Origin of the sequence: Streptosporangium sp. NPDC049078 (genome assembly GCF_040648855.1) — a bacterium.
Classification (GTDB): Bacteria; Actinomycetota; Actinomycetes; order Streptosporangiales; family Streptosporangiaceae; genus Streptosporangium.
On record NZ_JBEZEL010000014.1, the window covers coordinates 230,357 to 244,377 of the forward strand.

The 14,021-nt window shown below is 70.3% G+C and carries 11 protein-coding genes; 5 read left to right on the forward strand and 6 right to left on the reverse strand.

Going from position 1 to position 14,021, the window contains the following annotated elements:
• Nucleotides 1–13: 13 nt before the first annotated feature.
• On the reverse strand, nt 14–1,591 hold the full coding sequence (locus AB0B90_RS24965; protein WP_362925086.1) for a GMC family oxidoreductase N-terminal domain-containing protein: 1,578 nt from the start codon (nt 1,589–1,591) through the stop codon (nt 14–16).
• Nucleotides 1,592–1,762: 171 nt separating this feature from the next.
• On the opposite strand from AB0B90_RS24965, the gene AB0B90_RS24970 reads away from it, so the two are divergent.
• Nucleotides 1,763–3,295 (forward strand): long-chain fatty acid--CoA ligase, encoded by a 1,533-nt coding sequence (locus AB0B90_RS24970; protein WP_350945912.1) that lies wholly within the window; start codon nt 1,763–1,765, stop codon nt 3,293–3,295.
• 103 nt (nt 3,296–3,398) lie between these two features.
• Here AB0B90_RS24970 and AB0B90_RS24975 read toward each other — a convergent pair whose 3' ends face one another.
• From AB0B90_RS24975 to AB0B90_RS24990, 4 genes are all read right to left on the reverse strand, one after another.
• Complete coding sequence (locus AB0B90_RS24975) at nt 3,399–4,658, reverse strand: cyclopropane-fatty-acyl-phospholipid synthase family protein (RefSeq protein ID WP_350945911.1); 1,260 nt, start codon at nt 4,656–4,658, stop codon at nt 3,399–3,401.
• 17 nt (nt 4,659–4,675) lie between these two features.
• Nucleotides 4,676–6,025, reverse strand: coding sequence for an FAD-binding oxidoreductase (locus AB0B90_RS24980; protein ID WP_350946105.1), 1,350 nt, complete (start codon nt 6,023–6,025; stop codon nt 4,676–4,678).
• Nucleotides 6,026–6,143: 118 nt separating this feature from the next.
• Complete coding sequence (locus AB0B90_RS24985) at nt 6,144–7,124, reverse strand: NAD(P)-dependent oxidoreductase (RefSeq protein ID WP_350946104.1); 981 nt, start codon at nt 7,122–7,124, stop codon at nt 6,144–6,146.
• 1 nt (nt 7,125) lies between these two features.
• On the reverse strand, nt 7,126–8,808 hold the full coding sequence (locus AB0B90_RS24990; RefSeq protein ID WP_350945910.1) for a serine/threonine-protein kinase: 1,683 nt from the start codon (nt 8,806–8,808) through the stop codon (nt 7,126–7,128).
• Between the two features lie 200 nt (nt 8,809–9,008).
• Here AB0B90_RS24990 and AB0B90_RS24995 point away from each other — a divergent pair, with 200 nt between their 5' ends.
• Together AB0B90_RS24995 and AB0B90_RS25000 are read left to right on the forward strand one after the other, a co-directional pair.
• The gene (locus tag AB0B90_RS24995; RefSeq protein WP_350945909.1) at nt 9,009–10,142 is read left to right on the forward strand and encodes a CaiB/BaiF CoA-transferase family protein; all 1,134 of its coding nucleotides are present in this window, start codon (nt 9,009–9,011) and stop codon (nt 10,140–10,142) included.
• A complete protein-coding gene (locus AB0B90_RS25000; RefSeq protein WP_350945908.1) occupies nt 10,142–10,795 on the forward strand; it encodes a nitroreductase family protein in 654 nt (217 codons plus the stop codon). The genes AB0B90_RS24995 and AB0B90_RS25000 overlap by 1 nt, the downstream gene beginning before the upstream one ends.
• Nucleotides 10,796–10,877: 82 nt before the next feature.
• Here AB0B90_RS25000 and AB0B90_RS25005 read toward each other — a convergent pair whose 3' ends face one another.
• The gene (locus AB0B90_RS25005) at nt 10,878–11,345 is read right to left on the reverse strand and encodes a GyrI-like domain-containing protein (RefSeq protein WP_350945907.1); all 468 of its coding nucleotides are present in this window, start codon (nt 11,343–11,345) and stop codon (nt 10,878–10,880) included.
• Between the two features lie 134 nt (nt 11,346–11,479).
• Between AB0B90_RS25005 and AB0B90_RS25010 the strand changes: the two genes are divergently transcribed.
• Nucleotides 11,480–12,919 (forward strand): GuaB1 family IMP dehydrogenase-related protein, encoded by a 1,440-nt coding sequence (locus tag AB0B90_RS25010; protein WP_362925040.1) that lies wholly within the window; start codon nt 11,480–11,482, stop codon nt 12,917–12,919.
• A 127-nt stretch (nt 12,920–13,046) separates the two neighbouring features.
• Nucleotides 13,047–13,919 carry a general stress protein gene (locus tag AB0B90_RS25015; protein WP_362925042.1) on the forward strand — a complete coding sequence of 291 codons (873 nt, stop codon included), beginning with the start codon at nt 13,047–13,049 and terminating at the stop codon, nt 13,917–13,919.
• The last annotated feature ends 102 nt before the right edge of the window (nt 13,920–14,021 follow it).

Genomic DNA, 14,021 nt, shown 5'->3' on the forward strand with positions numbered 1-14,021 from the left:
GGCATCTCGCGCCTCAACGCCTCGGCGAGTCCTCGGCGACGAGGTCGGCGGCTCTTTCGGCGATCATTACGGTGGGCGCGTGGGTGTGCCCCCGGGGAATGACCGGCATGATCGAGGCGTCGGCCACCCTCAGACCGGCGATCCCCCGCACCCTCAGGGCGGGATCCACCACCGATCCGGGATCCTCACCCATCCGGCAGGTGCCGACCGGATGGTAGAGGGTCTCGCTGCGTTCGCGGATCCAGCGGACGAGCCCCTCCTCGGTCCTCGGACCCCAGTACGGGTCCATCGGTGCTCCCGCGAGGGGCCGGAGCGCCTCCGTGGCGAACAGCTCCCCGGCCTTGCGCAGCCCGGCCACCTGACGGCGGACGTCGGCCCGCGCCGTCAGGTAGCCGGGGTCGATCACGACGTCCTCGCCGTCCAGCGAGAGGCGGCCTCGGCTCTCCGGCCGGAGCAGGATCGAGGCGATGGTCAGACCGTGGCCGGGCGGCGGGGTGAGGCCGTGGCCGATGAACGACCCGGGAGCGAAGATCAGCTCGATGTCGGGGGCGGGCTCCTCGTCCGAGGTGCGGATGAACGCCACGGCCTCACCGACGTTGGAGGTGAGCATGCCCCGGCCTCCGGCCAGGAAGCGGAGCAGGTTGCCGGGCGACTCGGCACCGGCGAGGGTGATCGGCTTGAGACAGTGCAGGAAGACGCCCGAGGCGAGATGGTCCTGGAGGTTGGCGCCGACCTCGGGCAGTTCGTGGACCGGCCCGACGCCCGCGGCCAGCAACTCGTCCACCGGGCCGATGCCCGACAACATGAGCAGGTGCGGCGAGCCGATCGCCCCGGCCGACAGGATGACCTCTCCCCGCGCCCGGGCCACCGCCGCGTCGCCGTCGCCGTCGCCGTACTCCACCCCGGTCGCCCGCCCGTCCTCGACGAGCACCCGGCGTACCCGCGAGGAGGTCAGCACGGTGAGGTTGGGACGCCCGGCCGCGGGGGCGAGGTAGGCGTCGACGGAGCTCCAGCGGCGGCCCCTGTGCTGAGTGACGGGTGTCGGCGAGCAGCCCTCGTTGGAGGGGCCGTTGAGCTCGTCCAGGCGGGCGATGCCCAACTCCTCGCAGGCCCGCAGGAAGAGCGCGGTGGCGGGGTTCGGGGAGCGCAGCTCCGAGATGTGAATCGGGCCCCTCGTGCCGTACACGTCTCCGTGGTTGGAGCCCGTGCGGCGCTCGGCCCTGCGGAAGTACGGAAGGACCTCCTCATAAGACCAGCCTGGCACGTTCCATCCGTCGTAGTCCGCGCGGTGCCCGCGCACCCACATCTGTGCGTTCATCGAGGAGGACCCGCCGAGCATCCGGCCGCGCGGCCAGTAGAGTTCCCTGCCGGACAGCTCGGGCTGCCCGACGGTGGTGAAGTCCCAGTCGCACTCGGTCTTGAAGAGCCTGGCGAAACCGGCGGGCATCCGGACTTCGAGTCTCCGGTCGGAACCACCCGCCTCGATGAGGGCGACCCTCGTATGAGGGTCGGCGGAAAGACGGTTGGCCAGTACGCATCCGGCCGACCCCGCACCCACGATGACGTAGTCATACTCCACGTCGTACTCCACGCTCAATGACCTCTCATCGCACAGACGACCGGCCCGTCTCCCCGTAAGCGCGCTCTCATCTGCTTACTCCCCCACGCTTCGCCGGTCAATTCGTAGCCGCGCTACCTACCGGTCGGTATCTCCGGCTGCCAGTATGAGCAAGTCAGAGCCCACTCGGAGGAGGACGCAACGATGCTCAACCTGTCGATCGCCCTGGAGGACAGCGCCCGGGAGGCCCCCGACCGCACCGCACTGGTCTTCGGTGACCTGCGGCTGCCGTACTCCCTGGTCGACACCATCGCGAACCAGGTTGCCAACCTACTGGTCTCCCGGGGGATCGGTAAGGGCGACAAGGTGGCGCTGGCCTGCCCCAACCTGCCCTACTTCCCCTTCGTCTACTACGGGATCCTCAAGGCCGGCGCGACGGTCGTGCCGCTCAACGTGCTGCTGCAGTCCAGGGAGATCGCCTACCACCTGGAGGACTCGCAGGCCAAGGCGCTGTTCTGCTTCGAGGGCACCCCCGAGTTGCCACTGGGCGAGCGCGGGAGGGCGGGCTTCGAGGAGTCCTCGGCGGAACACCTCCTCATCCTGCCCGCCACCGCGTTCGCCACCGAGTCCGAGTACGGGGAGACGTTGTGGGCGGCGCTGGACGGCGTGTCCGGCGAGTTCGAGACCGTGCAGACCTCACCCGACGACACCGCGGTGATCCTGTACACCAGCGGCACGACGGGCCAGCCCAAGGGCGCCGAGCTCAGCCACCAGAACATGCTGCTCAACGCCATGGTCGCCGATGAGATGTTCCCCAGGAGCGAGGGCGGCGACGCCTATCTCGCGGTGCTGCCGCTGTTCCACTCCTTCGGGCAGACCGTCGTCATGAACGCCGGGTTCCGGCGCCAGGCGACCATCGTGCTCCTGCCGCGCTTCGAGCCGGGCCCGGCCCTGGAGTTGATGCGCGCCGAGAACGTCACGCTGTTCGCGGGCGTGCCGACCATGTACTGGGCCATGCTGTCGAAGATCCACGCGGACGGCGACGAGGTGCCCACCTCGCTCAAGGTCGCGGCCGCCGGTGGCGCCTCCTCCCCCGTCGAGGTGCTCAAGGACTTCGAGAGGACCTTCGGGATCGGGATCCTGGAGGGCTACGGCCTGTCGGAGACCTCCCCGGTGGCCAGCTTCAACCAGCCGGGCAGGCCCAGCAAGCCCGGCTCGATCGGCACCCCGATCTGGGGGGTGGAGATGAAGCTGATCGACGCCGACTGGAAGACGATCGAGGGTGAGGGGCCCGGCGAGATCGCGATCCGCGGTCACAACGTCATGAAGGGCTACTACAACCGGCCCGAGGCGACCGCCGAGGTCATGCGGGACGGCTGGTTCCGCACCGGCGACATCGCCACCCGCGACGCCGACGGCTACTACGCCATCATCGACCGGGTGAAGGACATGATCATTCGGGGTGGCTTCAACGTCTACCCGCGCGAACTGGAGGAGGTCCTGATCACCCACCCCGAGGTCTCCCTCGCGGCGGTGGTCGGGATCGCCCACGACTCGCACGGCGAGGAGGTCAAGGCGTACGTCATCCGCACCCCCGGCGCGACGATCACCGAGGACGAGCTCGTCGCCTGGAGCAGGGAGAACATGGCCGCGTACAAGTATCCGCGGATCATCGAGTTCCGTGACACCCTGCCGATGACCGCGACCGGGAAGATCCTCAAGCGCGAGCTCCGCTGAGAGACGAGAGGTCCGCGGCCGGTGAGAGCACGGCGGCGCCGCCGGTTCCGGGAGGCACGCGACGTGCCTCCCGGAACCCGCGCGTGAGCGGGTGTCCCGGAGATCAGGGCCAGTCGGTCGAGGGGCGGAGCGGGACGCCGGCCCTGCCGTCGTCGTGGAGCCTCACCCCGAGGACCTGGTGAAGCTGGATCTTGTTGCGTTCGAAGCCGACCACGCAGGCCGCCATGTAGAGGCGCCAGACCCGTGCCGTGCCCTCGCCGACCTCCCGGACCGCCTCGTCCCAGTGGTCGTCGAGGTTGGCGCACCAGAAGCGGAGGGTCTGCGCGTAGTGCTCGCGCAGGTTCTCCTCGTGGCGGATCTCGAAGCCGGTGTCCTCGATCTGGCGGGCCAGGTAGCCGACCGACTCCAGCTCTCCGTCGGGAAAGACGTAGCGGTTGATGAACCCGCCGGCGTTGAGCGTCTTCTCCGTGCCCGTCGGGCGGGTGATGCAGTGGTTGAGCAACCGTCCGCCGGGGACGAGCTTGTCGTAAAGGAAACGGAAGTAGAAGGGCAGCTGCTCCTTGCCGATGTGCTCGGTCAGGCCGATCGAGCTGACGGCGTCGAAGCCGGTCTCCGACACGTCGCGGTAGTCCATGTGGCGGACCTCGGCGAGCTCACCGAGACCGGCCTCGGCGATGGCCTTCTGCGCCCACTCGGCCTGCTGACGCGAGAGCGTGACACCCAGCGCCTTCACGCCGTACTCGCGGGCGGCGTGGATGACCATGCCGCCCCAGCCGCAGCCGACGTCCAGCAGCCTCATGCCGGGCTTGAGTGCCAGTTTGCGGGCGACGAGCTCGAACTTGGCGCGCTGCGCCTCCTCCAGCGTGGAGTCCTGCTCGGGGAAGACCGCGCAGGTGTAGGCCATGGAAGGGCCGAGCACCCACGAGTAGAACTTGTTGGAGACGTCGTAGTGGTGGTGGATGGCTTCGGCGTCACGCTGCTTGGCGTGCCTGCTGCCCATCCGGGCGAGCACGCTGCGCCGCACCTCCTGCGGAGGCGGCGGCATTCGCGTCAGCAGCGGACGGACCCCGATGGCTCGAATGGCCGAGAGTTTCTGCCCGACCGGGATGTCGTTGACGGTGAGCGACCACATGCGGGACAGCAGGGTGTACATGTCCCCGTGGACGTCGAGATGTCCTGACACGTACGCCCTCGCCAGACCCAGCTCTCCGGGTGCCTGCGCCAGGTAGGCGACGGCCGCCGGGGTTTTCACCTCGACGCTGATGTCGGCACCGTCCGGTCCGGCCTTGCTTCCGTCGTAGGCGACGAAGCGCACGTCCGCCTCGGGCCCCATGACCTTCTCGAAGATCTCTGCGAGCGACACAGAAACAACCTCTCCTACTAACGCCCCCGAACACACTTGTCGTAGAGATCGAGCAACCGGCCACCCCCGTCGTATGCCCGCTTGACCGGCCAGTAGGCGGTTCCGTTATAAAACCGCCAGAATTCATCTTCTGGGTAAAACGAAGTGGAGTACAGCGATTTATGCCCCTCCAGCTCGTGGACCCGATTCTCGATCAGACGGTTGTGATAGCCGTCGAACTGCCCCCTGGGGAGCGGCACCGTTCCCCAGAAGCCGAAGTTGACGTAAAGCCGTCCCGGCTCCAGCGGGTAGAGCGGCCACTCGCCCGTGGACCTCAGCGGGCACATCCAGACCGGCGCCATCCCGACCTTGCTGTGGAAGAAATCCAGGAACTCGGCACCGCGCTCGACGGGCACCTCGATGTCCTGGATGACCGACTCCTGTACCGGCAGGTCGCGCCAGCGATCGACCCTGGCGATCACCCCGTACTTGCGGTCGAGACCGACGAGCCTGCGGTAGACGTCCGAGCGCATCCACTTGCGCGGCATCAGGGACCGCACCAGCGCGGTCTGCACGCCGAAGGCACGTGAGCACCAGAACCAGTCGGTGTCCCAGCGCCACAGGTAGTCGCGCACGGTGAGCCAGTCACGGGTCCTGGTCTGGATCGACCGGTAGTAGATGCGCATCCCGGTGTAGTCGGAGAGGTAGGGGGCACGGTCGGCGAAGCGGCCCACCGTGATGTAGAGCTCGCCGGGCTCGAAGAACGTGCCGTCCACGAAGTCGACGCGCTCGCCCTCGTACTCGCCGCGCTCGCAGATCTCCCGCATCGCGAGCATGCACTTGTCTGCGTCGCCGAACGGGATGTGGGTCAGCCTGACGTAGGGCTGGACACGCTTGAGTTTGATCCGGATCCGCAGGGCGTAGCCGAGCGTGCCGTAGGAGTTGGGAAACGCGCGGAACAGGTCGCGGTGCTCGTTGTCGTCACGGGCCACGACGATCCGTCCGTCACCGGTGAGGATCTCCAGCTCCTCCACCGACTCGTGCGGCAGCCCGTCCCTGAAGCTGGTGGACTCGATGCCGAGCCCCGTCACCGCCCCGCCCAGTGTGATCGTCTTCAACTGTGGCACGACGTGCGGCATGAACCCGTGGGCGAGCGTGGCGTCCACCAGGTTCTCGTAGGTGGTCATCCCCTGGACCTCGGCGGTCATCGCCACCGGGTCGACCTCGATCACCTGGTCCAGGTCCTTGGCCGACAGCTTCGCCGAGCGGGCGCCGTCCCTGAACCGGAACAGGTTCGTGGTGGCCTTGGAGAGCCGGGGCGCCGCGTCCTGCGGGATGGCGGCGTAGGACGCCCTGATCTGTTCCACCGCCTGCCGGTGCGCCGGCATCCCTGTCGTCTGTCGCACGGTAATCACCCCCATGACCTCATCAGAAAGATCGCCCCTAGGCACGCTATATCTCGGATGTCTCCGGAACCAGGTGGGACGCGTTAAACACGAGAAAACTCTACGACCGCTCTTCCAATGATCTTCGACCGACCACCGCATCAACCCCGTTGACCACATTCGTCACAGGGCGGCCCTCGATCGCGGCCTCCAGGTTGTCCAGCACGCAGCGGATCAGGCGGCCGGTCGACTGAGGGGTCACCCCGGCCACGTGCGGCGAGAGCAGGACCCGGGGAGCGGTGCGCAGCGGGTCGTCCTGCGGCAGCGGCTCGGTGTCGAACACGTCGAGCGCGGCGCCGCCCAGGTGCCCGGACTCCAGGGCCTCCAGCAGCGCCGCCGAGTCGACCACCTGTCCCCTCGCCGCGTTCACCAGCAGCGAGCCCGCGGGCATCAGGGAGGGGTCGATCATCCCCCTGGTCTCCTGCGTCAGCGGGACGACCAGAACGAGCACCCGGGAGCTCGCGACGAGATCACCGAGCTCCCGGTAGGTGTAGGGCACCTCGCGCGGCGTACGGGTCCAGTAGGAGACCTCGCACCCGTGGGCGGCGAACATCCGGGCGGCGGCCTCGCCGATCGGGCCGAACCCGACGATGCCGACGTGTGATCCGCACAGCTCGGCGGGGCCGAGGTCCAGCTGCGGCCAGCGCCCCGCGCGGACCGCCGCGTCGGCGTCGAGCAGCCGCCGCGACAGCGCGAGGGCGGCGGCGAGGCACCACTCGGCCACCCCGATCGCGCTCACCCCCGCGGTGTTGGCCAGCGGCACGCCCGCCGCGGCGAGCGCGGCGAGATCGTGACCGTCCACCCCCACGGAGGGCTGTTGCACGAACGCCAGGTCCGGCGCGGCCCGGACGGCCTCGGCGTCCAGGGTGAGGCCGCCGCTCCAGTCGCCGACCACGATCTCGGCGTCGCCGAGTGCGGCGAGCAGCGACTTTCTGTCTCGGGTCGCGGGGACCGAGACGGCGACCCGGTCGCCGAGCGAGCCGAGCAGGTTGCGCACCGCATCCTCGGGCAGCGGCGGCAGCGCGAGCACCTTCCAGGGCATGTCACTCACCCCCGCGGGGGTGGAAGCTGTTGAACACGCGGGTCATGAGGGCACGCTGGGTGTCCCAGTCGGCCTCGTGGGTGGTCCAGCTGAGCACCAGCACCGAGTTGCCCACCGCGATGAACCGCCGCACCTCGTGATAGGTCACCCCGGACTTGGCCCAGGGTGCTCCCCCGCCGTCCTTCATACTCCAGGTGAACTCCCACTGGAGCCCGGACCCGTAGGCGAGGGGGATGCTGAGCGTGTCCTCGGAGTGGATCTCACTCCACTGGGCCGCGTTCTCCCTCACGACCTCCTGGAGTGCCTCCAGTCCGTCGGCGTCTCCCTCCAGCGGCTCCACCGACATGTGGGCGGCCCCGTCGCGACGCAGCCACTGGGTGTATCCCGTCTCGGCCGCCCAGTCGCCGCTCCATCCGGCCGGGTAGCTGATCGACCAGTTCTCCGGGGCACGTGCCCGCCACAGCTTCAGCCCGCCGGCGGGCGCCGTCGTTCTGGTCGGGGTCGGAGTCTGGGTGGGGGTCGGGGTCGGGGTGGGCGTCGGCGACGTGCTCTGCTCCACCGGCGTCGGCTCGGTCTGGGCGACCGTGGGCACGGAACGTGCCACCGGCTGCTGGTCGGACCCCGACATCGCCACGGCCGCCGCGGCGCCACCCGCGGCCAGGACCACGACGGCACCCAGGATCAGCGGGAGCCGCCCTCCCCCGCGACGACCGGAGGCGGCCGAGGTCCCGGTCTCGTGCCTGTTCTGGGCGGTCCTGCCGGTGTGGCCGAAGCTCTCCTCCGTACGGTGTCCCCGACCATCCGTGCGGTGCCCCCGGCCTGCCGGTGCGGGGCGGACGGCGGTCTCCCCGGTGCGGCGGGCCGCGGCCGACGGGTTGTCGATCACCTCCGCCAGCATCGCGTCGGCCTGCCGCACGGTCAGCCGGTGGGCGGGCTCCCGCTGGAGCATGCCCATGAGCACCGCGCGCATCTCCGGGGGTACCGGACCGAAGTCGGGCTCCTCGGTGAGGAGCGCACTGAGGGTGGAGATGGCGTCGCGGCGTTCGAAGGGCCCCCGGCCGACCAGGGCCGCGTAAAGGGTGGCGCCGAGTGCCCACAGGTCCGACCAGGGGCCGGCGTCGACGCCGGTGGCGCGCTCGGGCGGCAGGAAGCTGGGCGAGCCCGTCACCATGCCCGTCTGGGTGAGCGACGTGTCGCCCTCGACAGTGGCGATGCCGAAGTCGGAGAGCACCGCGCGTCCCTCGGCGTCCAGCAGGATGTTGCTCGGCTTGACGTCGCGGTGCAGGATCCCGGCCTCGTGGGCCGCGCGCAGGGCCGACAGGACCTGGCGGCCGATGTCGGCGATCTGGCGCACCGGCAGCGGGCCGACCTCGTCCAGCCCGCGCGCCCTGACCAGCTCCATCACGATCCAGGGGCGGCCGTCCTGCTCCGCCACGTCGTAGATCGCCACGATGCCCCGGTGGTTGAGCCTCGCCGCGGTCCTGGCCTCGCGGGAGGTGCGGGTCAGCTGGACCTGGTGCTCGGCCGGGGAGAGGTTGGGCGGTAGGAGCACCTCCTTGACGGCGACCGAGCGGTCGAGAAGGGTGTCGTGGCCTTCCCACACCACGCCCATCCCGCCCCGGCCGAGCTCTCGCAGCAACCGATAGCGCCCAGCGACCACCCGTTCACTGTGCGGATATGTCATCGTAAGACCCCTAGGTACCATTCGGAGAGGGCGCAAGTTTCCCATACACGCGCGGGCCTCATGTGGCTCCTGGCGATGTGTCTTGCCATCGAAAGTCGAATGTTGTTCTACTGTGGCGGGAGACGGCAGCGGTCACGACCAAGTGATTGCTTGCCGATGCCGTACCCGAAGAGAACCGGCGACACCCGAGGAGAATGTCGATGGAGCGCGTGACCAGGAAGGGCCCGCTGGCCGGAGTCCGCGTGCTCGAACTGGCGGGACTGGCCCCCGGACCGTTCGCCGGGATGATGCTGGCCGACCACGGGGCCGAGGTGCTGCGCGTCGATCGCGTGAGCGTCGTCGCCAAGGCCGGGGACAGGCCGCGCGCCGGCGTGATGGACCGGGGCAAGCGGACGGTCGGCCTGGATCTCAAGTCCCCCGAGGGGGTCGCCGCGTTCAAGGAACTGGCCCGCCGGGCCGACGTGGTCGTCGACGTCTTCCGGCCGGGGGTCGCCGAGCGCCTCGGCATCGGCCCGGCCGACCTGCACGCGGTCAACCCGCGCCTCATCTACGGCCGGATGACCGGCTGGGGCCAGGACGGCCCGCTCGCCCCGACCGCGGGGCACGACATCGACTACATCGCCGTCTCCGGCGCGCTGTCGATGCTGGGCCGCGCGGGCGAGCGCCCCACCCCGCCGATCAACATCCTCGGCGACTTCGCCGGAGGCGGCCTCATGCTCGCGTACGGCGTGCTGCTGGCGCTGATCGAGCGGGAGCGGACCGGCGAGGGACAGGTGATCGACGCCGCCATGGTGGACGGCGCGGCGACGCTGTTCGCGATGTTCTACCACGGCGTGCAGACCGGCGGCTGGGGCCCGCGCGGCACGAACCTGCTGGACACCGGCGCTCCGATGTACGACACCTACGAGACGGCCGACGGCGGATACATGGCCGTCGGCGCGCTGGAGCCGCAGTTCTGGACGGAGATGATCACCTTGATGGGCCTGGAGGACCTGCCCGACCGAGACGACAGGTCACGGTGGCCCGCGCTCCGCGAGCGGCTCGCCGAGGCGTTCCGATCCAGGACCCGCGCCGAGTGGGAGGCGGTTTTCGACGGTACGGACGCCTGCGTCTCCCCGGTGCTGGAGATGGGCGAGGCCGCGGATCACCCGCACCACAAGGCGAGAGGCACGTTCGTCGACATCGGCGGGATCAGACAGCCCGTGCCCACGCCACGCCTGCTCGGCGCGCCCGAGCAGGACCTCTCCCCCTCCACCCGGCTGGACGACCTCTCCTCCTGGGGCCTGGCCGACGAGACCGCGGCACGGCTGCGCGAAGCGGGGGTGCTGGCCTGATGGACGTCTTCGAGGCCCTCTACACCACCAGGGCGATGCGCAGGGTCAGGCCGGACCCGATCCCCGAGGAGGTCCAGCGAAGCATCCTGGACGCCGCGGTCCGCGCGCCCAGCGGCGGCAACGTGCAGAGCTGGCGCTTCCTGCTCGTCGACGACCTCGCGGTGAAGGAACGGCTCGGCCCCCTCTACAGGGACGCGCTCGGACAGCTCTTCGAGGGCCACTACCGGCCGATGCGCGAGAAGGCCGAGGCCGAGGGCGACACCCGGACGCTCAGCGTCCTGAAGTCGGCCCAGTACCTGGCCGACCACTTCGAGGGCTATCCGCTGCTGCTGTTCGCGTTCGTCCGCAACGACCCGTCCGGCGGCTCGATCTTCCCCTCGGTGTGGAGCGCGCAGCTCGCCGCCCGCGCCCACGGAGTGGGCAGCGCGCTGACCAGCGTGCTCGGCATCTTTCACGCCGAGGAGACGCTGCGGGTGCTCGGCGTGCCCGAGGGAAAGGGCTGGGCCCTGGCCTGCACGGTCACCTTCGGCTACCCCACCGGGCGCTGGGGTGTCGCGCCCCGACGTCCCGCGCACGAGGTGAGCTACCGCAACCAATGGGGCCAGGACGTGGGCTTCGAGATCCCCGAGCCCCTGTGGGGGCAGGAAGGCTGAACACCGAGGGCACCGAGGGCGCCGAAAGCACCGAGCCGCCCGGTCGGACGCGTCACCGCGAGCCGACCGGAGCCGACCACACTCAGCGCATCGGGGACAGGACCGCCGCGTAGATGTCGGCTCCCTGAGGGTGGTGCACCTCCAGGTCGGTGGTGAAGGCCCTCGGCGGGGTGCCACCCGACTCGGTGTGCTTCCACAGCTGCTGCCACCCCTCCAGCAGGACACCCGGCATCGGCCCGCGGACCTCGACCTTCAGCGACGGCACTCCCGGCACCCGTACCGCCACCATCCCCTCGGGCAGCGCCGCGGCACTGCGCACGGCGACCCCGACGATCTGGGTGTAGGCACCGTGGTGGTCACTCTCGTAGTCGGTGAGCACCGCGTAGATGTTCTCGTCGACCCGTCCCGGCACATGAGCGAAGGCCCCCGGGGACCCCGCCCGCGCCCAGAGCGCGCCGAGCCTCCCCCGGCCGGGCTCCGTCTCGTCGGCGTTCGACGTCCGTACGGCATGACCTACGACGAGCATCTCGGGCCGATCAACCACGATCACAATGCCTCCTCATGGCCATCCACTTATTCACGCAAACCGGATCCTAGTCCCCGCTCCGAGCTGCCAGTCCTCTTCGAAGGCCGGGAAAAGGGGAACGCTCATATCCGGCAATTCACGGCATAAGGTGGAGCAACGTGAGATTCCTCAATGAGATGGCACCGGCCTACGACCTGACCTACAGCGACGTCTTCATGGTTCCGTCGCTCTCCTCCGTCGGCTCGCGGCTCGCCGTCGACCTCTCCAGCCGGGACGGCACCGGAACCACCATCCCCATCGTGGTCGCCAACATGACGGCGGTGGCGGGACGGCGGATGGCGGAGACCGTCGCGCGGCGGGGCGGGATCACCGTGATCCCGCAGGACATCCCGATCGACGTGGTCGCCGACGTCGTCGACTGGGTCAAGAAACGCGACCTCGTCCACGACACACCGCTCACGCTCACCCCGCACGACACCGTCGGAGAGGCGCTCAACCTGCTGCCCAAGCGAGCCCACGGCGCGATCATCATCGTCGACTGGGACAACCGCCCGGCCGGCGTGGTCACCGAGAGCGACTGCTCGGGCGTGGACATGTACACCCAGCTCTCCCAGGTGATGTCCGACCACCTGCTCACGCTGCCCGCCGGGCTCGACCCGCGCGAGGCCTTCGACCGCCTCCACGAGGGCCGTCACCGGCTCGCCCCCGTCGTGGACGCGGACGGCCGGCTGGTCGGCATCCTGACCAGGACGGGCGCGCTGCGCGCCACCCTGTACCGGCCCGCCGTCGACGACTCGGGCAGGCTCCGCGTCGCGGCGGCCGTCGGAGTCAACGGCGACGTGGCCGCCAAGGCCAAGGAGATCCTCGACGCCGGGGTGGACTGCCTGGTCGTGGACACCGCCCACGGACACCAGGAGAAGATGATCAGCGCCCTGAGGGCGGTCCGCGCGCTCGGCCCCGACGTGCCCGTCGCGGCGGGCAACGTCGTCACCGCCGCGGGCGTGCGGGATCTCGTCGAGGCGGGGGCCGACATCGTGAAGGTCGGCGTCGGCCCCGGGGCGATGTGCACCACCCGGATGATGACCGGCGTGGGCCGCCCGCAGTTCTCCGCCGTGCTGGAGTGCTCCGCCGAGGCCCACGGGCTGGGCCGCCACGTGTGGGCCGACGGCGGCGTCCGCCATCCCCGCGACGTCGCCCTCGCCCTGGCCGCGGGGGCGTCCAACGTGATGATCGGCTCGTGGTTCGCGGGCACCTACGAATCGCCGGGCGACACCCGTACCGCCGCCGACGGGCGCAAGTACAAGGAGAACTTCGGCATGGCCTCGGCCCGCGCGGTGAGACTGCGCACGGCGGAGGACTCCCCCTTCGACCGGGCGCGCAAGGCCCTGTTCGAGGAGGGCATCTCGACCTCCAGGATGTATCTCGACCCGGCCATGCCCAGCGTCGAGGACCAGATCGACGCCATCGTGGCCGGTCTGCGCTCCTCGTGCACCTACGCGGGGGCCTCCACCCTGGAGGAGTTCCACGAGCGCGCGGTGATCGGCGTCCAGAGCTCGTCCGGCTACACCGAGGGAATGCCGCTCCACCAGAGTTGGTGATCCGTCCCACCGTTCCCCCGGGATCTCGCCGTAACCGGCGAGATCCCGGGAGAGGACACGCATCCTCCTACCGCCACGGGGTAGTCGGCTCGTCGAGCCATCTTCCACCACCGAAAGGCGAGCGGACATGAATGGAACGCCCACCGGCCTGGACACGCAGGTCGTCGTGGACCGGAGGGTCCTGGCAGGCTACGACAACTACCTCGCGGCACAGCGAACCGTGGACGGGCTCTCCGACGCGGGCTTCCCCGTCGAGAACGTGGCGATCGTCGGCAGCGACCTGAAACTCGAGGAGACCGTCACCGGCAGGATGACCAACGGGCGGGCCGCGCTCACCGGAGCCGGAAGCGGCGCGGCCTTCGGCGCCGTGGTGGGAATGTTCCTCGGCCTGTTCACCTCGACCACGATGTCGTTCTTCGTCCTCGTGCTCTGGGCGGCCCTGTGGGGTGCCGTGATGGGAGCCGCGTTCGGGTTCATCAACCACCTCTTCACCGGCGGCAAGCGGGACTTCGCCTCGCGCAGCGCGATCGTCGCCGGCCGCTACGACGTGCTGGTCGCGGCCTCCCACCTGGACCACGCGCGGGCCGTCCTGGAGTCGACCCCCGGCCCCGCCAACACCATGGTCGTGGAGGTTCCCCCGTCCGCCGGCATGTACGACCCGGCCGCCACCGGGGCCACCTCCCCCACCCACGCCACCCCCGCACAGACGCTCGCCACCGACATCCCCCCGCAGCCGTCCGCCCCCGACCTCTCCGGCCGTCCGGTCACCTCCGACCTGCCGCCGCAGCCGGTCATCCCCGGGCGCGCCGCGCGACCGGCCACCGCGGACCACCCCGCGCCCGCGGACGACCCGGCTCCCACGTCCCCCGCGCCGTCGCACGCCGAGGAGGGTGCCGAGCCGGCGCGGCCCGGCACCGCAGAGCACCGGATCCCAGCGCAGCCGACCTCTCCCGACCGCCCCGCCGCCCGGTCGGCCGGTTCCGAGCGGCCCGACTCCTGAGTGCGCCTGGTGAGAGAGTCCCGGCAGAACATCCGGCGGGGGGCCCGATGAGGGGCGGCCCCCCGGCGGGGGGCGCCGCGAGGGGGGGTGACCCCAGGGGGC